The sequence below is a fragment of the Yersinia antarctica genome, from assembly GCF_056636475.1.
In genome coordinates this window covers 2311984-2333476 of the sequence record NZ_JBSJQF010000001.1, presented here as the reverse complement: position 1 = coordinate 2333476, position 21493 = coordinate 2311984, and the positions used below count along the sequence as shown (strand labels likewise).

Genomic DNA, 21493 nt, shown 5'->3' with positions numbered 1-21493 from the left:
TCAGGGCAAGGTTGGTAGCGTTATTATGCGTTTAATATTTACGCTGTTTGTGCTGCTGTTTACCCAGCTATTTTTAAATCTGGCGCATGCGTCGCCGCAGGCTCATGTGTCTGCTGAGCAGAAGAAAGGACAGGTCAGCCAGGCCAGCCCTGATGATCGTAAAAAACGTAAAGCAGATAAAAGTACCAAAAAAGTAAAAGTAGCCAGCAATAAAACCCCTACCAGCAAAGTGACTACCAATAAAACAGCAACCAGCAGCGATAAAAAGAAAATTGCCGCCGGCACGACTAAAACCATTAAAAAGAAAACGCAGGAAGTCAGTAAAATCGCTACAAAAAAAACCAGCAATACGAAAAAAACCAATATTAAAACTGCAGCCAATAAAAAAGTGACTGCAGGTAAAAAAACAGAAAGAGTCGCTTATGGCCGACACAGAAATAAAACCCAAGGCAAAGCGGCTACCGAATTAGTCGCCAATAGTAAAATCAAGCTCAGTCCAGCGCATAAAAAACGCTATCAACACGCCAAACAGACCGCGATGAGCAAACTGATGAAGCAAGTCGGTAAACCTTATCGTTGGGGTGGCACCTCTCCTAATACCGGATTTGATTGCAGCGGGCTTATCTATTACGCCTATAAAGACGTGATCAGAATAAAAATGCCGCGTACCGCGAACGAGATGTATCACTTGCGTGACGCCGCCCCCGTCAAACGTGCTGAGCTGGAGAGCGGGGATTTAGTGTTCTTCAATATTGCCAACCGTGGCGTCGCCGACCATGTAGGCGTCTATCTGGGTAACGGTAAGTTCATTCAGTCCCCACGCACTGGTGAAGAAATTCGTATCAGTATGCTGGACAATGACTACTGGCAGGATCATTACGTTGGCGCACGCCGTGTGGTCACACCGAAAACCATCCGCTAAGACTTCAGTTTGCGCCCGGTTGTCCTACCGGGTGCTGATGGCACAATAACGCCCCTGCACTTGTTATCCCCATGGCATAACGGTGATACAATCACCCATCAAACAGTATGGTTATATCTGTCATTCCTGTTGAAAGTTGTTAAGATTAATACCCACAACAAAAATACAACAATTAAGCTTTAACCGCTCTTCGCCACCTCACTGCCCGTGGCAATTGATGTGATTTGAGGAGCAAACACCCTGAGCAACCCCGAAAGGAGAGAGCGATGTCTTTTGAATTACCGGCATTACCCTATGCGCAAAATGCGCTAGAGCCCCACATCTCAGCTGAAACGCTGGAATACCACTACGGCAAGCATCACAACACCTATGTGGTTAATCTCAATAACTTGATTAAAGACACTGAGTTTGCGGGTAAGACGCTGGAAGAGATTGTAAAAACCGCTAATGGCGGGATCTTTAATAATGCGGCCCAAGTCTGGAACCACACCTTCTACTGGCACTGCCTGTCACCTAACGGCGGCGGCGAACCTACGGGCAAAGTTGCCGATGCCATTAATCAATCATTTGGTTCTTTTGCTGAATTTAAAGCACAATTTACTGATGCGGCAGTAAAAAACTTTGGTGCGGGCTGGACCTGGCTGGTTAAAAAAGCAGATGGCACACTGGCGATTGTCAGTACGTCTAATGCAGCAACTCCACTGACCACCAACGATAAACCAGTGTTAACCGTAGATGTGTGGGAACATGCTTACTATATTGATTACCGCAATGCGCGGCCAAAATACCTGGAAAACTTCTGGGCACTGGTTAACTGGTCTTTCGTTGAGAAAAATTTAGCCTGATACGGCAAGAAGAGTGACAACCCATCGTCGCATTACGCGTAAAAATAATTAAGGGCGGGATTAACCCGCCCTACTTATCACTTCACACCGGCAAGCGGTTTAATTAATTCATTACCGCCACGAAGCTAAAGACAATAATCATCGCCAGCGCACCAACAGTCGTAATCAGCGACATTTTCAGATTGGTATCCATAAAAACTCCTTAGCCGGTTAGTTTGTAGTAGGGAAAAGGCACATAGTTAGTGTGTTAAATTATTTTCCCACAGTTCAGAAAAAAAATCTTGTGCTCATTACGCACTTTATAACTTTGATTACCCCTTTCACTTTTCCTCCAGATCAGCCAAAATTCGCAGTTCATAACTGCATACCGACTAATAACGTCCAATAAATACTCTCAGACAATCAGCTGATTTAACTTCCCAGCCTAATATCGTGTTTTTGTCTGAGCGGTTTTCGGGTTATGCAGGCAAACGATTAACATAATACTTACCCTACTGTAACCGGTAAGCTTAGGAGTCATTCTTTTTATGGCAACGATTAAAGATGTGGCCAAACACGCGGGTGTGTCCACCACCACCGTTTCGCACGTTATCAACAAAACTCGTTTCGTCGCCGAGAATACCAAGGCTGCGGTGTGGGCTGCCATTAAAGAACTGCATTATTCACCCAGCGCTGTAGCCCGCAGTTTGAAAGTTAATCACACTAAATCAATTGGTTTACTGGCAACATCCAGCGAAGCGCCCTATTTTGCCGAAGTGATCGAAGCGGTCGAAAATAGTTGTTATAGCAAAGGTTATACCCTGATTTTATGTAATTCTCATAATAATCTGGACAAGCAAAAAGCTTATCTGGCGATGTTGGCACAAAAACGTGTCGATGGGTTGCTGGTGATGTGTTCAGAATATCCTGAGCAGCTACTCGGGATGTTGGAAGAATATCGCAATATCCCAATGGTCGTCATGGATTGGGGAACCGCACGGGGTGATTTTACTGACTCGATTATTGATAACGCTTTTGAAGGCGGCTATTTGGCGGGCCGTTACCTGATTGAGCGCGGTCATCGTGACATTGGGGCTATCCCCGGCCAGTTAGCCCGTAATACCGGTGGTGGCCGCCACCAGGGCTTCCTGAAAGCACTGGAAGAAGCAAATATTACCCTGCGTGATGAGTGGGTGGTCCAAGGGGATTTTGAACCGGAATCCGGTTATAAAGCGATGCATCAAATCCTGACACAAAAACATCGCCCAACGGCGGTGTTCTGTGGCGGCGATATTATGGCCATGGGCGCGATATGTGCTGCTGATGAGTTGGGCCTACGGATACCACAAGATATTTCGGTGATCGGGTATGATAATGTGCGTAATGCGCGCTATTTCTCGCCGGCGCTTACCACTATTCACCAGCCCAAAGAGCGCTTGGGCGAAACGGCCTTTGCCATGTTACTTGACCGTATTGTCAGCAAACGTGAAGATTCGCAGACCATTGAGGTACACCCTAAACTGATTGAGCGCCGTTCTGTCGCTGATGGCCCGTTCCTCGATTATCGCCGTTAATCCTCTCCTGCCGGTAGTGTTTAGCTCTATCGGCGGCTAATCTTGCCTCATTAATCCTCAGTCATTGATTGATAACTCACTGTCATCTTTCAACCATTCGGTATTAAGTGTGACACTGTCACCTAGATATTCCAGCAGCCAGGCCAATGCTGGTGAATGGTTGTTCTGCTCCCAGGTCAAGCAACATGGACTATCGGGCAACGGTTCAGCCAGCGTCAGTGCCGCTAGCTTCCCTTGCTCAATCAACGGCGATACCATGTGTGCCGGCACCATCCCGATGCACAATCCTGCACACAGGCAATCGATTCCCGTTGCCCAGTCCGGGGCGACCAATCGCTGCTGGTTTGCTAAAGTCCAGGTGTCACGTTTAGGTAAATTACGGGCGGTATCTTCCAGGCAAAGTGAGGGATAAGGCCGTAACTGATTATCGCTAAGTGGCTCGGTTAATTGGGCTAAAGGATGATCGACACTCACCACACAATGCCAGCTTAAAAAGCCCATATCGCGAAAGATGAACCGCCCACCGACCGGGATCGCGCGGGTCGCACCAATGGCCATTTCCGCCTGCCCATCCACCAGCGCATCCCACACACCGTTGAATACTTCATAGCGTACCCGCAGTTCAATATCAGGAAAATGTCGGTAAAAATCCAACACTAAACGGCGACTACGCTGTGGTTTAACAATTTTATCTATTACTATATTTAACTGCCCACGCCAACCATTCGCCACCTGTTGACACTGACGGCGTGTGTCATTCATTTTTTTGATAACATCTCGCGCATCTTTAATAAAAACCACGCCAGCTTCGGTTAATTCCACATCGCGATGACGTCGTTCAAACAACGGAACGGCCAACCACTCTTCCAACTGGCGCACCGTATAACTAATCGCAGACGGTACGCGGTGCAATTCTTGAGCAGCAGCACTGAAACTCCCAGTACGGGCTACTGCGTCCACCACATCCAGTGAATATTCAGACCACATAGTTTTTCACCTTTTTACATCACCAATTTGCTATCAAATTTTTTAATAGCATGGTGCAAATATTACCGTTTCACAACAGAATATCGCAGCGGATAGAATGCCCTCCGCAATTAATTTTCTATAACAGAAGTTTTGCCTGCAAAAATTATAATTTAGCCAACGTCATTGGAGCCGCTGCTAACACCTCTGCGGTTTCAAGGACCAAGGATATAAAGAGAAATAAAGAATGAAAACGTCGTCTGGTTTTATGTTCTATCTGGCCGGTCTGAGTATGTTGGGCTATTTGGCCACTGACATGTATCTACCCGCTTTTGGCGCAATGCAACAAGAGCTTCAAACGTCTGCCGGCGCCATCAGTGCCAGCTTAAGTATCTTCCTCGCCGGTTTTGCTATCGCTCAGCTTATCTGGGGACCCGTATCGGATAAGTTAGGCCGTAAACCGGTACTGTTAGCCGGTTTGGCGTTATTTGCCATCGGTTGTCTGGGGATTTTATGGGTTGAAAATGCGACACAATTATTGGTACTCCGCTTTATTCAAGCGGTAGGGGTGTGTTCTGCTGCTGTAAGTTGGCAGGCGTTAGTGGTAGACCGTTATCGCGATGGCAAGGCCAATCGCGTGTTTGCCACCATTATGCCGCTCGTAGCACTCTCTCCCGCGTTAGCTCCGCTACTGGGTGCCTGGTTATTAAACCACTTCAGTTGGCGTTCAATTTTTGTAGTGCTACTGGCCGTTACGTTGCTGCTATTGATCCCAACGGCGCGGTTGAACGAACGCAAAAAAACCGCACAAGATAATGCTGCACGCATTAGCACCAACATCAGTTTCTGGCAGTTGCTTAAGTCGGCAACATTTAGTGGCAACGTGATGATGTTTGCTGCCTGTAGTGCCGGTTTCTTTGCCTGGTTAACCGGTTCACCTTTTATTCTGGGTGATATGGGTTATAGCCCGAATGTCATCGGATTAAGTTATGTCCCCCAGACCCTGGCCTTCCTGTTAGGTGGATTTGGTTGTCGCAGTGCTCTTTCCCGAATCAAGGGTAATACCTTGCTGCCGTGGCTGTTGGCGGGATATGCAATCAGCATGATTGCACTTTATCTGATAGCAACGTTAACCACGCCGACGCTGCTGACCTTACTTATTCCATTCTGCATAATGGCGCTGGTGAATGGTGCCTGCTACCCTATTATCGTAGCGAATGCATTAATGCCTTTTCCAGCTAACACCGGTAAAGCAGCCGCGCTGCAAAATACGCTTCAGCTCGGGTTATGTTTTGTTGCCAGTATGTTGGTATCGGCCTATATCAGCCAGCCATTGCTGGCAACAGTGACCGTGATGCTGTCGACCGTGGTGCTGGCGTTTTTAGGATATGGCATTCATTGCTACGCATTGCGAAAAGAAAAAAATGATACTAATCCGATGCCCAACGTCATCGGTGTTACAGCAAAGCAACAAACGAATGAACCACGGTGAGCCTGGATAAGGAATGATTCGGGTCGGAAATCGATTTGAACGCTGCAAGCGGCAGCCTGATAGAGGCGAGACCCAAGGATGGGCTAAGTAACGAGAGCCGCTAACACCGCGGTAGCGTCAAGGACGAAGTGAATTAATTTCCAATAGAAATAGTCACTAAGGAACACGTGAGCCGGGTGTGATTTATTATTGAGAAAGCCTCCCGGCAAGCCTATACTCGATTTAACCAATTACGATATCATTAAAAAAAAGCATTATCTTAAGTACTTTCTGTGCGCGTGGATTGCGTCACATTTACGCTTATGGATGAGTTACCCTAAATCAATCTTTATTAGGGTTTCTTCTTAATCTTCCTCTGTCCGTTATGGATATTAGACACCAAGGTCACGACAACCTTATTGGTATGAATCTGCATATATCGCGGGTCATAAGTCAGAAGAAAGTGATGGAGAAGCTATGAGTTCATCCTGTATAGAAGACCAGAGTATTCAAGAAACCCCTTGGTTTCGCATTGTACAAGAAATGCTGAATCGGGCTGATATTGAAATCAATGGCTCACGCCCTTTCGACATTCGAATCAATAACCCAGACTTTTTCAAACGAATACTTCAAGAAGGATCTTTGGCATTAGGTGAGAGTTATATGGACGGCTGGTGGGAATGTGACCGCTTGGATATCTTTTTCCAACGGGTTCTCAGGGCTGGCCTGGAAAATCAACTTCCACACCATCTCAAAGATACTTTACGCATTGCTGCTGCGCGTATTATTAATTTGCAATCAAAGAAAAGAGCCTGGATTGTTGGCAAAGAACATTACGATCTGGGTAATGATCTGTTTAGCCTAATGCTCGATTCGAATATGCAATACTCATGCGCTTACTGGAAAGATGCCACGACCCTTGAGCAAGCGCAGGAAAATAAACTGCGGATGATCTGCGAAAAACTTCAATTGGCTCCGGGCATGACATTGCTCGATATCGGTTGTGGCTGGGGAGGCCTCGCAGCCTATGCTGCCCGGCATTACGGCGTCGCCGTTTCCGGTGTGACCATTTCGGCTGAACAACAAAAACTGGCACAAAAACGCTGTGAAGGTTTAGACGTCACTATTTTATTGCAAGACTATCGTGATCTGAACGAACAGTTCGATCGTATCGTTTCTGTCGGTATGTTCGAGCATGTCGGGCCAAAGAACTATCACACCTATTTTGATGTGGTAAACCGCAATTTGAAGCCAGATGGCTTGTTCTTACTGCACACTATCGGTGCTAATCGTACTGATCTGAGTATCGATCCGTGGATTAATAAATATATCTTCCCTAATGGCTGCCTGCCGTCAGTAAAACATATTGCTAACGCCAGTGAGCCTTATTTTATTATGGAAGATTGGCACAATTTTGGCGCTGATTATGATCGCACCCTGATGGCGTGGTATGAACGTTTTCAAGCCGCGTGGCCGAGCCTGGCTGCGAATTACTCGTCGCGATTTGAGCGGATGTTTAGCTATTATCTCAATGCCTGTGCGGGTGCTTTCCGCGCCAGAGACATCCAACTGTGGCAAGTATTATTCAGCCCTAACGGGGTCGAGGGTGGGATTCGCGTGCCGCGTTAATACTTAAAAGAGGACAGGTGGACTGCCTGTCCTATCCTATTTACGTTAAGCCCACATTTATCCGCGAGTGGCCTTATCAACTACCGGCGTAGCGAGTACAGTTTCCCGCTGAGCCAATACCCGCTCAACCGTGTCCACCACCGCCTGGGTTTGTGGATCGATCTCGATATTTACCCGATGTCCCAAACGCTTTTTACCTAATGTGGTCCGCGACAATGTTTCTGGTATCAGATGTACACAGAAGCGGTTCCCCACAACCTCACCAATAGTTAGGCTGATACCATCAATACCGATAAAACCTTTGTGTAACACATACTTCATTAAATCAAAGCTGGGCATACGAAACCAGATCTGACGATTATTTTCTGATGTGTATATCTTGGCAATCTCAGCAGTACAAATAATATGGCCGGACATGAGATGCCCACCGATTTCATCGCTGAATTTAGCCGCACGTTCCAAATTAACGGTATCACCAACCTTAATATCGCCCAAATTGGTAATACGCAGTGTCTCCTTCATTAAATCAAAGCTAACCCGATTACCCTCAACGGCGGTGACTGTCAGACAGCAACCATTGTGGGCAACAGAAGCGCCTAACGCTAATTCAGGCAACATCTCCGCTGGCATGTCTACTACATGGGTGCGGAAATTTGATTTTTCTTCGATGGCAACCACCGGCGCGGTGCCTTGAACAATACCGGTAAACATACGCCATGCCTCTTATCTATAGAAAGAAAGTTTCTTTGCCTTGATTTTGCCTCAGAAGATAAGGAAAACCAAACCACTTACACTAAAAAAACAGATAAGAGGTATTTAGCTGATAATTAGCAACAAAGATTGCTTAAGCGCGATGAGCAGGTACAATCCTTCATTGTTTTTCCGCTATTTTATTTATCGCCCATGGCGCGATAAATAGTCGTTATTGAAATCATAACTAGGTTATACCCAAGTTACTTCGAGATACAGGTAGGCGGCAACCGCGTGAACCTCCAGGAGCTTAGATAACTAAGTGTCTGGAGTGAGCAAGGGCAGCCAACACCCCTGTATATTGAAGGGCGACGGGTAGAGAAAGGTGCATACGTGCAGAAGTATATCGTCGAAGCGCGTAGCTTATTGGCTCTCGCTATTCCCGTTGTCATCGCGCAATTATCTCAAACCGCCATGGGCGTGGTTGACACCATTATGGCCGGTTCTGTCAGTGCTACTGATATGGCTGCCGTGGCGGTAGGTACTTCTATCTGGTTACCGGCTATTTTATTTGGCCATGGTTTGTTGTTGGCACTAACCCCGACAGTTGCACAGCTCAACGGTTCCGGGCGTCGCAATCAAATTGCCCATCAAGTCAGGCAAGGGTTTTGGCTGGCGTTTTGCGTTTCACTGCTAATTATGTTTGTTCTATATAATAGCGACCACGTTATTATGCAAATGCATAATATTGACCCCGTGCTAGCAGATAAAGCCGTGGGCTTCCTGCATGCCATTATGTGGGGTGCGCCGGGCTATCTCTTCTTCCAGGTGCTACGTAATCAATGTGAAGGATTATCCAAAACCAAGCCGGGGATGGTTATCGGCTTTATTGGTTTGCTCGTGAATATTCCGGTTAACTATATTTTCATCTACGGGAAATTCGGTGCTCCGGCATTGGGTGGCGTCGGGTGCGGGGTGGCAACAGGCACAGTCTACTGGGTGATGTTCCTGATGATGCGCTGGTATGTCACCCGCGCTCGTTCACAGCAAGATATCAAACTGGAGAAAGGGTTCGCCGCACCGGACTGGCAAGTAATGAAACGCTTGGGTGGCCTAGGCCTGCCGGTTGCTCTGGCACTCTTCTTTGAAGTGACGCTGTTCGCGGTTGTCGCCTTACTGGTTTCACCCCTGGGCATTGTCGCTGTTGCCGGGCACCAAATTGCGCTCAACTTTAGTTCATTAATGTTTATGTTACCGATGTCGCTGAGCGTAGCAGCCACCATTCGTGTTGGTTTCCGCCTCGGTCAAGGCTCGGTAGAACAAGCGAGAGTGGCCGCTTATACCAGTATTGCCGTGGGTTTAATGCTGGCCTGTGTCACTGCGGTATTTACCGTTATTTTCCGCGAGCACATTGCCTTGCTGTACAACAAAACACCGGCAGTGGTAATGATGGCCTCGCACTTGATGTTGCTGGCCGCTATTTACCAGCTATCGGATGCGATTCAAGTAATCGGTAGCGGTGTGCTACGTGGTTATAAGGATACACGTTCGATCTTCTTTATTACCTTTACTGCCTATTGGTTACTGGGGTTACCGAGTGGTTACGTGCTGGGGCTGACCGATTATATCGTGCCCGCCATGGGGCCAAGTGGTTTCTGGATTGGGTTCGTTATTGGCTTAACTTCTGCGGCGATTTTAATGGCACTGCGCATCCGCTGGTTACAAAAACAGCCAGCAGCATTTATCCTGCAAAAGGCGGCGCATTAGTACCGATAGTCTCTGGCGTGACAGCCAGAATTCATATTGGCAAGTCGCGACTGCGTAAAACACCGAGGTGGAGAAAAAAACAGCGCAATGGGCAAAAGCGCAGCAATTACGTGAGTTTGCGGTGAATATTGTGTTTTTCCCCTTGCCAGCAGACGGGCAGCTCGTTAATATTCGTCCCCGCTGTCAGCATTGATGGTGAGTAATAAAAGAGGATGCGTCCGTAGCTCAGTTGGTTAGAGCACCACCTTGACATGGTGGGGGTCGATGGTTCGAGTCCATTCGGACGCACCAAATTTATTGCAGGTAGATAGCGTTAAATATTTTGTTAGTTCAGTCGCTAAGGTAGTAGTCGTTGCAGTTGGTAACACTGTAGCGTCAAGTCAGTAGGGTAACGTGCGTCCGTAGCTCAGTTGGTTAGAGCACCACCTTGACATGGTGGGGGTCGATGGTTCGAGTCCATTCGGACGCACCACTCTGGCAACAGGTTTATCATCTTTAGATGCGTTCTTAGCTCAGTTGGTTAGAGCACCACCTTGACATGGTGGGGGTCGATGGTTCGAGTCCATTAGAACGCACCACTCTGCATTTGCAGTTTACTCTCTGTTTTCTTAATCTTCCCAATACTCTTTTACCCCCTATTCCCTGCAATATATAACCGAGATAAAGCAATAAATATCAACCAATCGCCCTGCCACCTCCTGCTTGTTTTTCAACCCTGGATTGGCTAAAAATGTTAAACATCACACCAGTTGCGCAACAAAATAAGAAATATTCGCAATACTTGCGCGACTAATTCCCCCTTTTTATAAAAAACGGCAATGAGTTTCTGTTTTCTATTTCATTTCCCGTTAGTTACCGCTTATAATACGAACCGTCGTTTCAGTTGAATGGTTTCAGCATCTTGATCTGCCGATACGCTAAAAAAATACAACTCACATTTACGCCATCGTATACCGATCATGCGGTTAGCCTCGTGCTAAAGTTTTCCGCTCAACTTCCGCAACTGTCATCTATCCTTAGTAATGTTTTGCTTCTTTGTAACGTTTCGCTACACCAGACACTAATCAGATCCCACTCCGTTGATCTCATTAACGGAACTTTCGTTTTTAATCCATCACAACTTGTAGAAAAATCCTCATGAACATGAACGACAAAAAGACTAAAATTGTTTGTACTATCGGTCCCAAAACCGAATCTGAAGAAATGCTGACAAAACTGCTTGATGCCGGCATGAACGTTATGCGTTTGAACTTTTCTCATGGTGACTATGAAGAACATGGTCAACGTATCAAGAATATTCGTGCTGTCATGGCAAAAACCGGCCACAAAGCTGGCATCCTGCTGGACACCAAAGGCCCTGAAATCCGTACCATGAAACTGGAAGGCGGCAAAGATGCAGCCCTGGTTGCCGGTCAAACTTTCACCTTTACCACGGATCAAAGTGTTATCGGTAACGACAACATCGTTGCTGTGACTTATCCCGGTTTTGCTGCTGACCTGAAAATTGGTAATACCGTGCTGGTTGACGATGGTCTGATCGGCATGGAAGTGACTGAAGTCACTGAAAGTACCGTGGTATGTAAAGTACTGAACAACGGTGACCTGGGTGAAAACAAAGGCGTTAACCTGCCAGGCGTTTCTATCCAGCTACCTGCATTGGCTGAAAAAGATAAAGCTGACCTGATCTTTGGTTGTGAGCAAGGTGTGGACTTCGTTGCAGCCTCGTTTATCCGTAAACGTTCAGACGTGCTGGAAATTCGCGAACACCTGAAAGCGCACGGTGGCGAGCATATCCAAATCATCTCTAAAATCGAAAACCAGGAAGGTCTGAATAACTTCGACGAAATCCTGGAAGCATCTGACGGTATCATGGTTGCCCGTGGTGACCTGGGTGTTGAGATCCCGGTTGAAGAAGTTATCTTCGCGCAGAAGATGATGATTGAGAAATGTAACCGCGCTCGCAAAGTTGTTATCACTGCAACGCAAATGCTCGATTCAATGATCAAAAACCCACGCCCTACCCGTGCAGAAGCTGGCGACGTTGCTAACGCCATTCTGGATGGTACAGACGCCGTGATGCTGTCGGGTGAAAGCGCCAAGGGTAAGTACCCATTAGAGTCTGTCACCATCATGGCGACCATCTGTGAGCGTACAGACCGAATTATGCCTAGCCGCATTGATACGCTGAATGATAATCGTAAAATGCGAATCACCGAAGCCGTTTGCCGTGGCGCGGTAGAAACAGCAGAAAAGCTGGAAGCAAAACTGATTATCGTTGCCACTGGTGGCGGTAAATCAGCAAAATCAGTGCGTAAATACTTCCCTACCGCCACCATTCTGGCATTGACCACCAATGAAACCACCGCACGTCAGCTTATTCTGACTAAAGGCGTGGTGACTCAACTGGTCGATAAGATTGCTTCAACTGATGATTTCTACCGCATCGGTAAGGAAGCTGCTTTGGCCAGCGGTCTGGCACAGAAAGGCGAAGTTGTGGTTATGGTTTCTGGTGCTCTGGTAGCAAGTGGCACCACCAATACTGCTTCGGTGCACGTGTTATAATCCCAACACGTCCTCTCGGATGATAATTAAAAACGCCGCTTTCAATAGCGGCGTTTCCTTTTTTAAACCATCCAAATAAACTTTCTGAAAAATCTGCTTTATCCCAACTGCGTTAAAGCCATTTTTTCAAATAAGACTTATCCCATAGAATCCGGCTGTTTTGCCTCGTTTTTTTAACTTTTTTTTAAAACAAGGTGCTTCTTTGAGCGAACGATCAAAATAAACCCCTCTAACACTAAAAATTTATTCTCTTTCGAAAAAACTTTGTGTAATACTTGTAACGCTACATGGAGATTAACTTAATCTAGAGGGTGTTAATAATGAATCGTACTAAACTTGTACTGGGCGCGGTAATCCTGGCTTCAACTATGCTGGCTGGTTGTTCAAGCAATGCTAAAATCGACCAACTGTCTTCTGACGTTCAAACTCTGAACGCTAAAGTTGACCAACTGAGCAACGACGTGAACGCAATCCGTTCTGACGTTCAAGCAGCTAAAGACGATGCAGCACGTGCTAACCAACGTCTGGACAACCAAGCTCACGCTTACAAGAAGTAATATTACTTCCTGAAAATGAAAAATGGCGCACATTGTGCGCCATTTTTTTACCCCGCTAAAATGAATCCCTGACGTTACCTTCCTTGATATCGACCTTCCTTTGCTACTGACTCACCATGTCATCCTGCGGTTACTGCTACACGCTTTGCCACGACGGATAAGTTGCCATGGCAAAGGTGCATCTAAAACTTAATTAGCGGCGGAGTAGACCGGACCTGGCTGAACCAGCTTAGGTGCGGCTTCATCAGCCGGTTGCTGCTCTTCTGTCTGCGGTTGTGCCTGTTGCTCGCCCTGAGGCGCTACAGCGGCCGGAGCCTCTACAGGGGCAGTCTCACCTACTGTTACGATGACGGGCATGCCAGCGCGGCGTACAATCGCATCCTGGACCACTTGAGCATCAGTCTGGCTGTCACTCATAAACTTCAGTAGGCTGCTGCTAATCGCAATTGGCATCGTTTGTGGGTCATCACTGTCTACACGGGACAACGGCTGATGAACTTCCACATAACGTTTACCATCAGGTTCTACGGAATATTTAACCGGTTCGTTGACTATCTGTACGCGAGTACCTTTAGGTACTGAGCTGAACAGTGCCTTGATATCATCAGGACGTAAACGGATACACCCGGAGCTGACACGCATACCGATACCAAAGTTGGCATTAGTACCGTGGATCAAGTACTCACCGCCGCCGGCTGACAGACGCATAGCAAACAGGCCCATTGGGTTTTCCGGCCCTGCTGGAACAACTGATGGCAAGGTAACGCCTTGTGCCAGGTAGTGCTTACGGATGTTCGCAGTCGGTGTCCAAGTCGGATTCGGGATCTTCTGGCTAACAGACGTCGTCATCGTCGGAGTATTACGCCCTAACTGGCCGATACCGATAGGATATACGATGACCTTGTTCTGGCCTTTAGGGTAGTAATAAAGACGCAGCTCAGCCAGGTTGATGACGATACCTTCACGTGGGGTATCAGGCAGCAACATCTGGGTCGGGATAGTTAATACTGAACCCGGTAACGGCAAATACGGGTCAGCACCTGGGTTGGCTTCGAGCATCCCCAGCAAACCGATTTTATAATCGGCAGCAATAGCCTCAAGCGGACGGCCATCGTTTGGAACGGTATAGGTAGTATTTTCACCAATCAGACGGCTATTGGCTGGCGGCAGAGGATACTCGGTCGCATTGGCAGCGGTGATACTTCCCGCCATACAAGTTGCGAATAACATACCAATCAAAGTTAATGCACGTTTCATGCTTAGTTCCTACATCACTTCTTCAAATTCGGTTTACACGGCTATACCCGATAGATTTCAAGTTGCAGGAAGGCGGCAAACAAATGAATCCCGCTGAGCTTACGCAAGTAAGTGATTCGGGGGGATGAGAGCAGCCAACACACCAGCAGTTTGAAAGATGACGGGTATATCTACGTTAATTCTAGCAGCCAATTATAAGGCCAACATATAGTAACAGCCATTATTATAAAGGCAATTTATATCTCTAGAAATCAAGGTGTTACAAAGTAATTTATTATGCTTTATCCAGCAAGAAAGCCGATTTAACCTGCTGAAATTCCACCATTTTAAGACTGTGACCCATGACGCAAAAATGGTCAACCGCCGAGGAATAAAGCACAAAATGTTGGCATGAATTAGTGAGTTTTTAAACTTGCCGCTTTAATACGAATAGCACGGATCATCGCTTCCAGACCTTGCGAACGCGATGGTGTCAGGTGCTGACTCAGGGCTAAGTCGGCAAAAAATGGCCGAACATCCAATTCGATTATCTGTTGTGGCGTTAAACCTTGATAAAGGATAAACACCACCGCGACCAACCCTTTAACGATAGCCGCATCACTGTCACCGGCAAAAACCACCTGGCCCTCATCAGAGGTTGTCATGGCAATCCACACTTGGCTTTGGCAACCGGAAATAAGATTCTCCGGCTGGCGCTGCTGTTCCGTTAACGCTGCCAACTGCCCACCCAACTCGATCACATACAGATACTTTTCTTCCCAATTCAAACAACGGGAAAAGTTACGAATCAATTTATCTTTATCTGGCAAAACAGCCATAGCGTGCTTCCTGATACCCTTTGTACTTGATGCCGCAGGAGATTAAGGCCCCACTGCCCCGCCAAATTACACGAACGCGTAAGCTCATTGGCATTAATGAGCTTCATCCTGCGGCATCAATAATGTGGTAGTAGTTGATTTTAGGTACGGCGCTTATTAATAGCACTCAACCTAGCAATTTTTCAATGCGCTGTAGCCCTGCCACCAAGCGATCTACTTCCTCACGGGTATTATAAAGTGCTAATGAGGCACGACACATACTCGGAACCTGGTAGAACGCCATCAGAGGCATGGCACAATGATGACCAGTACGAATCGCGATACCGTATTGGTCAAGGAAACTGCCAACATCATACGCGTGGTGCACCCCTAAATTAAACGCGATAACCCCGGCACGGGCTTGCGGGCCATAAAGTGTCAGGCTGTTTACCTGACCCAGTTGCTCCAAGGCATACTGCATCAGCGACTGCTCATAGTGCTGGATCTGCGCAAGTCCAACATCAGTAACATAACTGATTGCCGCACCCAGCCCCATAATGCCTGCGGTATTGGGTGAACCAGCCTCGAAACGCCATGGCGCATCAGCAAAAGTGGTACCTTGCGTCAGGCTAACGGTTTTGATCATCGAACCGCCCCCTTCCCATGGCGGCATGTGTTGTAGCAGTTCACTCTTGCCGTATAAAATACCAATGCCTGACGGCCCATAAAGTTTATGGCCGGAGAAGACATAAAAATCACAATCCAATGCCTGCACATCTATCGATTGATGCATGATAGCCTGCGCACCATCCACCAGCACCACCAGACCAGCAGCTTTAGCCTGAGCAACAATCTGCTGTATGGGATTCACGGTCCCCAATACATTGGAAACCTGAGTAATCGCCAACAACCGGGTGGTATCATCAATCAAGCCCGCCAATGCCGCCAACTCAAGTTCCCCGGTCGCCGTCAGCGGCCAGATACGAATTTCAACACCCAAGTCAGTTGCTAACATCTGCCACGGCACAATATTGGCGTGATGCTCCATCTCAGTGATGATGATGCTGTCACCGGCGCTCAGGAAATGACGGCCATAACTGTTAGCCACCAGGTTGATGGCCTCGGTAGTCCCTTTAACGAAAACAATCTCTTCAGCCGAGGCGGCATTAATAAAACCCGCAACCTGGCTGCGCACCGCTTCCATCTGTTGGGTCGCTTCGCTACTTAGGGTATGGATACCACGATGGACTGCGGCATAACCCTCACGATAAAAGTTAAGCTCCCTGTCGATGACCACTTGTGGCTTCTGTGCGCTGGCGGCGCTGTCCAGATAGGCCAGCGGCTGGCCGTTAACCTGACGGCTCAGCAGTGGAAAGTCAGCTCTGACCTGTTCGATAGGGAAACTCATAGCGATTCTCCGGCTAAGCGCTCAGCAATCCGCGCCAGCACCACTTTGCGAATGGCATCGCTGTGAATGGCTTCCGTCAATTCGGCTGCAAAGGCAAAAATAATCATCTGTTGCGCATCAGCCTGATTAATCCCGCGCGATTGCAGATAAAAAAGCTGTTCCGCATCAATGCGCCCAACCGTCGCACCATGACTGCATTTCACATCATCAGCATAAATCTCTAACTGTGGCTTGGTATCAACTTCAGCCAATTTACTCAACAGTAAATTATTGTTGGTCATCTGGCCGTCAGTTTTTAATGCATGTTGAGCCACTTTAATCATGCCGTTAAAGATAGCTTTACCCCGTTCACGCACAATGGTTTTGTGTAACTGGCGGCTTTCACAATAACCTTTGTTGTGCTCCAGATAGCTGCGGGTATCGCAGATTTCGCGCCCTATCGGGAGCAGCAAGCTATTAATGGATAACGTAGCACCTTCGCCGTTCAGCTGGGCGCTGGTATTATGACGGGTCAACCCGGCACCCAGCAGGAAACTATAACTACGCGCCCGCGCATCACGACTTAATACCAGATCATTATGGGCAAAGTGATAGCTGTGAGGGGTTTCAAATGCCAACTTACAATGGCGTAGTTCAGCATTATCACCTACCTCAATGGTAAGCCGTGCGCCGGTAAAGTGAGGCTGCTCACTCAGACTGACGAAATGTTCAATCACTTCAGCCTGTGCATTAGCTTCAATCACCAGATGGTGTCGGTAGTGACTGGTATTCACAACGTCAGAATCATTGCCTGAGCTGATATGCAGCAGATAGAGCGGCTTCTCACTGTGTTTCCCCACCGGCAATCGGATATGCAGACTTTCCTGCGCCAGACTTTCCGTCAGATGCAAAAACACCTCAGACTGGATCGCCGGAGGAAACTGCGTATTTCCACTCAGGTTGGTCAGTTGATAAGGGCCACACTCAATATCACTGAGTTCAGGTGCATATCGGCCATCAATAAAGACTAAACGATGAGCATCTTGCACCAACGACAGTTCATCGCGTTGGCTAGCCGTCACCTGCGCAGGGCTGGCGAAACTGAAATTATTGACCAGCAAACGTTCCAGTGGCGTGTATTTCCAGTCTTCATGTTTAAAGCTCGGGAAACCCAACTGTAACACCTGTTGCCAGTGCGCACTGGCCTGTGTTGAATGGCCATGCTGGCGCAGATTAAACAGTTGACCGAATTGTTTCAGTGCATCACTGCGCTGTTTTTGTTGCAGATGCTGCTGTTCCAGCATTTTACTGTTGGTCGGTAAGCCAGCCATAGCCTTGCTCCTCCAACTGTTTTACCAATGTGAAATCACCTGACTTAATGATCCGCCCCTGATACAGCACATGCACAAAGTCGGGTTTTACATAATCAAGGATACGCTGATAGTGAGTCACAATAATAAATGCACGGTTTTCGTTACGTAGCGAGTTAACCCCGTTAGCGACAATTTTCAGCGCATCAATATCCAGCCCAGAGTCGGTTTCATCCAGAATACATAACGAGGGTTCCAGTGCCGCCATTTGCAGAATATCGTTACGTTTCTTTTCGCCGCCGGAGAAGCCCACATTAACCGAACGGGTCAGCAAGTCAGCCGGCATTTTCAGTAACTCAATTTTTTCTTCAATGAAATCAGCGAAATCAAAACGGTCCAATGGCTCTTGCTGGCGATATTTACGCACCGCATTGACGGCAGTTTGCAAGAAGAAATGGTTACTGACACCCGGAATTTCCACTGGGTACTGAAAAGCCAAAAATACGCCTTCACCCGCGCGATCCTCTGGGTCCAACTCCAGCAGGTCTTTCCCTTTAAAGGTTATATGCCCCTCGGTCACCTCATACTCTTCACGCCCCGCCAACGCGGCAGATAATGTACTTTTCCCTGAGCCGTTTGGCCCCATGATGGCGTGCACTTCACCGGGTTTGATCTCCAGATCCAAACCTTTGAGGATTTCATTACCTTCAACACTGACTTTTAAATTCTTAATGCTTAACATAGGGTTCCTTGGTGCGCCAGAGCGCAAAACTCTGCGAATGCGTGTTTCAACTCACACTTAACCGACACTGTGTTCCAGACTGATGGCTAACAGTTTCTGTGCTTCGACGGCAAACTCCAGCGGCAGTTCGGAGAACACATCTTTACAGAATCCGTTAACAATCATTGAGATGGCATCATCTTCACTGATACCACGCTGCAAGCAATAAAACAGTTGGTCATCGCCAATTTTTGATGTTGTCGCTTCGTGTTCCAATTGGGCTGAGTTATTGCGCACTTCCACATACGGGAAGGTATGCGCACCGGAGTCCGGCCCAATCAACATCGAATCACATTGCGTGAAGTTACGTGCGTTATCCGCACCGGGCAGGATTTTCACCAAACCACGGTAGGTGTTCTGGCTATGCCCAGCAGAGATCCCTTTGGCAATAATTGTTGATTTGGTGTTTTTGCCAATATGAATCATCTTGGTACCGGTATCGGCTTGCTGGTGGCCATTCGTTAGTGCCACCGAGAAGAACTCACCGATTGAGTTATCACCCTGTAAAATAACGCTTGGATATTTCCAAGTAATAGCGGAGCCAGTCTCAGATTGAGTCCATGACATTTTTGAACCCGCACCTTCACACAACGCACGTTTGGTCACGAAGTTAAGAATACCGCCAGTGCTATCAGCACCGGCGAACCAGTTCTGCACCGTTGAATATTTCACTTCAGCATTTTTGTGCAAAATGACTTCAACGACCGCAGCGTGTAGCTGGTAGCTGTCTCGCACTGGCGCTGAGCACCCTTCGATATAGCTGACATAACTGTCTTCGTCAGCAATCAGAATGGTGCGTTCAAACTGCCCTGTTTTAGCCGCATTAATACGGAAATAGGTGGATAACTCCATCGGACAGCGCACACCTTTTGGCACATAAACAAAAGTGCCATCAGAAGCCACCGCCGCATTTAGCGCGGCAAAAAAGTTATCTTTAGCCGGTACCACCGACCCCAGATATTTACGTACCAAATCCGGGTATTCCTGAATAGCTTCGCTAAATGAGCAGAAAATAATCCCTTGTTCGGCTAATTTCCCACGGTAGGTGGTCGCAACCGAAACTGAGTCAAAAATAGCGTCTACTGCTACTTCGGCCCCTTCGCGCACCGGAACCCCTAGCTGAGCAAAGGCAGATTCAACCTCTGCGGTGAGGTACTCATTCATCGCCTGTTCAGACAGATCACGTGGTGCCGCACTGTCCGCAGACGATTGCTGCACTGCACCGGGTTGCGAATCACAACTGTCATCACAACTGCCACAGGACGGCGCGGAGTAATAACTGTAGTCCTGATAATCCAGACTTTTATAATTGGCTTTCAGCCAGTGAGGCTCTTCCATTTCGAGCCAACTGCGATAAGCACCAAGACGAAACTCCAGCATCCATTCAGGCTCATTACGTTTCGCTGAAATGGCGCGAATGACATCTTCACTAAGGCCTTTCGCTAACTGATCAGTCGCAAGCTGGGTAAAAAAGCCTTCTTTGTAACGACCATCGCTGACCCAAGCCTGCACATCATCTGGAACCTCTACATTGCTTCGTGTCATTTCGTTTACATCGCTCAAACGCCAAAACTCTCGCCACACCCGCAGGAATGCTGAGCTTTAGGATTATTAAATTTAAAAATCTGGTTTAGCCCTTCGCGGACATAATCCACCTCGGTGCCATCGATAAACGGCATCGCTTTTAACGGTACGTAGAGTTTGGCACTGCCCTGTTCGAAAACCAGAGCGTCGCTGGCGGGCTCTTTAGCCATATCCATTACATAAGCAAACCCCGCACAACCGGATTGTTTCACGCCAAGCTGCAATCCTTTAATTTGCGGATCTTGCTGCATGAGTCGTGTAATTTGTGCGGCAGCGCTCTCTGTTATCGTCACGCCCTGCCAGACATTCTCGTCGAGTGAAAATGTCCCGACTGATTCCTGTTGCATATGCCCTACCTTATATTTCGCAATCACCCATTAGGTTGATCTTTTCAGGTTAACAATTTGCTGGCTGATTATTGGAGAATCAACACAGATTATTTACAATGGTAGTGATAATAATTATCACTTCAACCGTTTGTTTTGCAGGGATATTAAGAAAAGTGCCGTTTGAACCTCGAATGAGGCGGCAACGAGTAAGCATGCTGCGATGGCCGAAGAGGTCTGGAGGAAAAAGTGCACTTTTATCACCCTGAAATAAATGAATAAATTCCTCGGTGACGCTCGAATCCCTTACTATATTAAGGGCTAATCGCAGTCAGCCGCTGAGTATTTAAAACATTCATAAAAAATACCTATTTCTATTTTAACTTTAGCTGAAAACCCTCACAGGGGAAACCTATCATAGAGATTCGCCGCATTTATCGGCTAAATGAAACTGTCTGAAGGGAGCCGCAGCAAGTGCCATGAGCTGCTGACGTCACTCAGGGCCATTGGTGGCCCTGAGTCAGGTAATCACGTGTAATTTGGTGGGGGAATGACCTTATCGGGACAACACGGCTACGGTTAAACGCGAGGTACAACACAGATGGTCTTCTTCATCAAACACCTCAATCTGCCACACCTGATGGCTGCGGCCGATATGAATGGCCCGACAGCAACCCCGAACTTTCCCGGAACGTACTGCTTTCAGGTGGTTAGCATTAATCTCCAACCCCACGACTTGCTGGCCTTCGGTGGTACACAGATATCCGGCCATCGAACCGAGCGACTCCGCCAGCACCACCGACGCACCACCATGAAGTAAACCGAAAGGTTGAGTCGTCCGCTGGTCTACTGGCATCGTGGCTTCTATTTCGTTATCAGAGAGGCGGGTAAACTCAATGCCCAAATGCCCAACCATACAGCCCTGGCATTGCTGGTTTAACTGTTCCAGCGTTGCGGTGCGTTTCCACAGCATCTTTTCCCCTTGGTTGTTGAAATTACAGCAGCAATAGCTGTTCTGATTACTCAGCCCATCCTTGGGCTTTGCCTCTGCGAGGCGGCGGCAAGTAGCACGAAGTAAATAGCATAGTC

The 21493-nt window shown here is 47.6% G+C and carries 19 protein-coding genes and 3 tRNA genes; 11 read left to right on the top strand and 11 right to left on the bottom strand.

What is annotated here, in order from left to right:
• Positions 1 to 25 precede the first annotated feature (25 nt).
• Together ACWJJO_RS10750 and sodB are read left to right on the top strand one after the other, a co-directional pair.
• On the top strand, positions 26 to 922 hold the full coding sequence (locus tag ACWJJO_RS10750) for a C40 family peptidase (RefSeq protein ID WP_083158737.1): 897 nt from the start codon (positions 26 to 28) through the stop codon (positions 920 to 922).
• 266 nt (positions 923 to 1188) lie between these two features.
• Positions 1189 to 1767: a superoxide dismutase [Fe] gene (gene sodB / locus ACWJJO_RS10745; RefSeq protein ID WP_083158736.1), complete on the top strand. Its 579-nt coding sequence runs from the start codon at positions 1189 to 1191 to the stop codon at positions 1765 to 1767.
• Between the two features lie 103 nt (positions 1768 to 1870).
• Here the strand turns inward: sodB and cydH are convergent, their stop codons facing one another.
• The gene (gene cydH, locus ACWJJO_RS10740; protein ID WP_019079325.1) at positions 1871 to 1960 is read right to left on the bottom strand and encodes a cytochrome bd-I oxidase subunit CydH; all 90 of its coding nucleotides are present in this window, start codon (positions 1958 to 1960) and stop codon (positions 1871 to 1873) included.
• A gap of 334 nt (positions 1961 to 2294) precedes the next feature.
• On the opposite strand from cydH, the gene purR reads away from it, so the two are divergent.
• Positions 2295 to 3320 (top strand): HTH-type transcriptional repressor PurR, encoded by a 1026-nt coding sequence (gene purR / locus ACWJJO_RS10735; RefSeq protein ID WP_481091009.1) that lies wholly within the window; start codon positions 2295 to 2297, stop codon positions 3318 to 3320.
• A 57-nt stretch (positions 3321 to 3377) separates the two neighbouring features.
• Here the strand turns inward: purR and punR are convergent, their stop codons facing one another.
• Positions 3378 to 4307 (bottom strand): DNA-binding transcriptional activator PunR, encoded by a 930-nt coding sequence (gene punR, locus ACWJJO_RS10730; RefSeq protein ID WP_083158734.1) that lies wholly within the window; start codon positions 4305 to 4307, stop codon positions 3378 to 3380.
• Positions 4308 to 4533: 226 nt separating this feature from the next.
• Here punR and punC point away from each other — a divergent pair, with 226 nt between their 5' ends.
• Complete coding sequence (punC, locus tag ACWJJO_RS10725) at positions 4534 to 5778, top strand: purine nucleoside transporter PunC (RefSeq protein ID WP_083158733.1); 1245 nt, start codon at positions 4534 to 4536, stop codon at positions 5776 to 5778.
• A gap of 456 nt (positions 5779 to 6234) precedes the next feature.
• Positions 6235 to 7386, top strand: coding sequence for a cyclopropane fatty acyl phospholipid synthase (gene cfa, locus ACWJJO_RS10720; protein ID WP_083158732.1), 1152 nt, complete (start codon positions 6235 to 6237; stop codon positions 7384 to 7386).
• A 57-nt stretch (positions 7387 to 7443) separates the two neighbouring features.
• On the opposite strand, the gene ACWJJO_RS10715 is transcribed toward cfa, so the two are convergent.
• The gene (locus tag ACWJJO_RS10715; RefSeq protein ID WP_083158731.1) at positions 7444 to 8097 is read right to left on the bottom strand and encodes a riboflavin synthase subunit alpha; all 654 of its coding nucleotides are present in this window, start codon (positions 8095 to 8097) and stop codon (positions 7444 to 7446) included.
• Positions 8098 to 8469: 372 nt separating this feature from the next.
• Between ACWJJO_RS10715 and ACWJJO_RS10710 the strand changes: the two genes are divergently transcribed.
• From ACWJJO_RS10710 to ACWJJO_RS10685, 6 genes are all read left to right on the top strand, one after another.
• Positions 8470 to 9843: an MATE family efflux transporter gene (locus tag ACWJJO_RS10710; RefSeq protein ID WP_083158730.1), complete on the top strand. Its 1374-nt coding sequence runs from the start codon at positions 8470 to 8472 to the stop codon at positions 9841 to 9843.
• 214 nt (positions 9844 to 10057) lie between these two features.
• Positions 10058 to 10134, top strand: a tRNA-Val gene (locus ACWJJO_RS10705).
• Positions 10135 to 10238: 104 nt separating this feature from the next.
• Positions 10239 to 10315 (top strand) — tRNA-Val (locus ACWJJO_RS10700).
• A 29-nt stretch (positions 10316 to 10344) separates the two neighbouring features.
• Positions 10345 to 10421: transfer RNA gene (locus tag ACWJJO_RS10695), tRNA-Val, on the top strand.
• Positions 10422 to 10986: 565 nt separating this feature from the next.
• The gene (gene pykF / locus ACWJJO_RS10690; protein WP_372569885.1) at positions 10987 to 12405 is read left to right on the top strand and encodes a pyruvate kinase PykF; all 1419 of its coding nucleotides are present in this window, start codon (positions 10987 to 10989) and stop codon (positions 12403 to 12405) included.
• Between the two features lie 320 nt (positions 12406 to 12725).
• Positions 12726 to 12962, top strand: coding sequence for a major outer membrane lipoprotein (locus tag ACWJJO_RS10685; RefSeq protein ID WP_005165631.1), 237 nt, complete (start codon positions 12726 to 12728; stop codon positions 12960 to 12962).
• Between the two features lie 189 nt (positions 12963 to 13151).
• Here ACWJJO_RS10685 and ACWJJO_RS10680 read toward each other — a convergent pair whose 3' ends face one another.
• The 8 genes from ACWJJO_RS10680 to ACWJJO_RS10645 form a co-directional block, all read right to left on the bottom strand.
• Entirely contained in the window at positions 13152 to 14219 is a 1068-nt protein-coding gene (locus ACWJJO_RS10680) for a L,D-transpeptidase family protein (protein WP_083158729.1), read from the bottom strand.
• Between the two features lie 395 nt (positions 14220 to 14614).
• Positions 14615 to 15037 carry a cysteine desulfuration protein SufE gene (gene sufE, locus ACWJJO_RS10675; protein WP_083158728.1) on the bottom strand — a complete coding sequence of 141 codons (423 nt, stop codon included), beginning with the start codon at positions 15035 to 15037 and terminating at the stop codon, positions 14615 to 14617.
• 166 nt (positions 15038 to 15203) lie between these two features.
• Positions 15204 to 16424, bottom strand: a complete 1221-nt coding sequence (gene sufS / locus ACWJJO_RS10670; protein ID WP_420073173.1) for a cysteine desulfurase SufS — start codon at positions 16422 to 16424, stop codon at positions 15204 to 15206.
• Positions 16421 to 17734, bottom strand: coding sequence for a Fe-S cluster assembly protein SufD (gene sufD, locus ACWJJO_RS10665; RefSeq protein WP_083158726.1), 1314 nt, complete (start codon positions 17732 to 17734; stop codon positions 16421 to 16423). The genes sufS and sufD overlap by 4 nt, the downstream gene beginning before the upstream one ends.
• Positions 17709 to 18455 carry a Fe-S cluster assembly ATPase SufC gene (gene sufC, locus ACWJJO_RS10660; RefSeq protein ID WP_083158725.1) on the bottom strand — a complete coding sequence of 249 codons (747 nt, stop codon included), beginning with the start codon at positions 18453 to 18455 and terminating at the stop codon, positions 17709 to 17711. Before sufC ends, sufD begins: the two co-directional genes overlap by 26 nt.
• A gap of 57 nt (positions 18456 to 18512) precedes the next feature.
• Positions 18513 to 20039 carry a Fe-S cluster assembly protein SufB gene (gene sufB, locus ACWJJO_RS10655; protein WP_372559127.1) on the bottom strand — a complete coding sequence of 509 codons (1527 nt, stop codon included), beginning with the start codon at positions 20037 to 20039 and terminating at the stop codon, positions 18513 to 18515.
• Positions 20040 to 20053: 14 nt separating this feature from the next.
• Positions 20054 to 20425, bottom strand: coding sequence for a Fe-S cluster assembly scaffold SufA (gene sufA / locus ACWJJO_RS10650; protein ID WP_083158723.1), 372 nt, complete (start codon positions 20423 to 20425; stop codon positions 20054 to 20056).
• Between the two features lie 535 nt (positions 20426 to 20960).
• The gene (locus ACWJJO_RS10645) at positions 20961 to 21377 is read right to left on the bottom strand and encodes a hotdog fold thioesterase (RefSeq protein WP_083158721.1); all 417 of its coding nucleotides are present in this window, start codon (positions 21375 to 21377) and stop codon (positions 20961 to 20963) included.
• Between the last annotated feature and the right edge of the window lie 116 nt (positions 21378 to 21493).

Bases quoted from the DNA above. Each gene is read 5' to 3' on its own strand.
- ACWJJO_RS10750 (WP_083158737.1), top strand. From the start codon at position 26: ATGCGTTTAATATTTACGCTGTTTGTGCTGCTGTTTACCCAGCTATTT.
- sodB (WP_083158736.1), top strand. From the start codon at position 1,189: ATGTCTTTTGAATTACCGGCATTACCCTATGCGCAAAATGCGCTAGAG.
- cydH (WP_019079325.1), bottom strand. From the start codon at position 1,960: ATGGATACCAATCTGAAAATGTCGCTGATTACGACTGTTGGTGCGCTG.
- purR (WP_481091009.1), top strand. From the start codon at position 2,295: ATGGCAACGATTAAAGATGTGGCCAAACACGCGGGTGTGTCCACCACC.
- punR (WP_083158734.1), bottom strand. From the start codon at position 4,307: ATGTGGTCTGAATATTCACTGGATGTGGTGGACGCAGTAGCCCGTACT.
- punC (WP_083158733.1), top strand. From the start codon at position 4,534: ATGAAAACGTCGTCTGGTTTTATGTTCTATCTGGCCGGTCTGAGTATG.
- cfa (WP_083158732.1), top strand. From the start codon at position 6,235: ATGAGTTCATCCTGTATAGAAGACCAGAGTATTCAAGAAACCCCTTGG.
- ACWJJO_RS10715 (WP_083158731.1), bottom strand. From the start codon at position 8,097: ATGTTTACCGGTATTGTTCAAGGCACCGCGCCGGTGGTTGCCATCGAA.
- pykF (WP_372569885.1), top strand. From the start codon at position 10,987: ATGAACGACAAAAAGACTAAAATTGTTTGTACTATCGGTCCCAAAACC.
- ACWJJO_RS10685 (WP_005165631.1), top strand. From the start codon at position 12,726: ATGAATCGTACTAAACTTGTACTGGGCGCGGTAATCCTGGCTTCAACT.
- ACWJJO_RS10680 (WP_083158729.1), bottom strand. From the start codon at position 14,219: ATGAAACGTGCATTAACTTTGATTGGTATGTTATTCGCAACTTGTATG.
- sufE (WP_083158728.1), bottom strand. From the start codon at position 15,037: ATGGCTGTTTTGCCAGATAAAGATAAATTGATTCGTAACTTTTCCCGT.
- sufS (WP_420073173.1), bottom strand. From the start codon at position 16,424: ATGAGTTTCCCTATCGAACAGGTCAGAGCTGACTTTCCACTGCTGAGC.
- sufD (WP_083158726.1), bottom strand. From the start codon at position 17,734: ATGGCTGGCTTACCGACCAACAGTAAAATGCTGGAACAGCAGCATCTG.
- sufC (WP_083158725.1), bottom strand. From the start codon at position 18,455: ATGTTAAGCATTAAGAATTTAAAAGTCAGTGTTGAAGGTAATGAAATC.
- sufB (WP_372559127.1), bottom strand. From the start codon at position 20,039: ATGACACGAAGCAATGTAGAGGTTCCAGATGATGTGCAGGCTTGGGTC.
- sufA (WP_083158723.1), bottom strand. From the start codon at position 20,425: ATGCAACAGGAATCAGTCGGGACATTTTCACTCGACGAGAATGTCTGG.
- ACWJJO_RS10645 (WP_083158721.1), bottom strand. From the start codon at position 21,377: ATGCTGTGGAAACGCACCGCAACGCTGGAACAGTTAAACCAGCAATGC.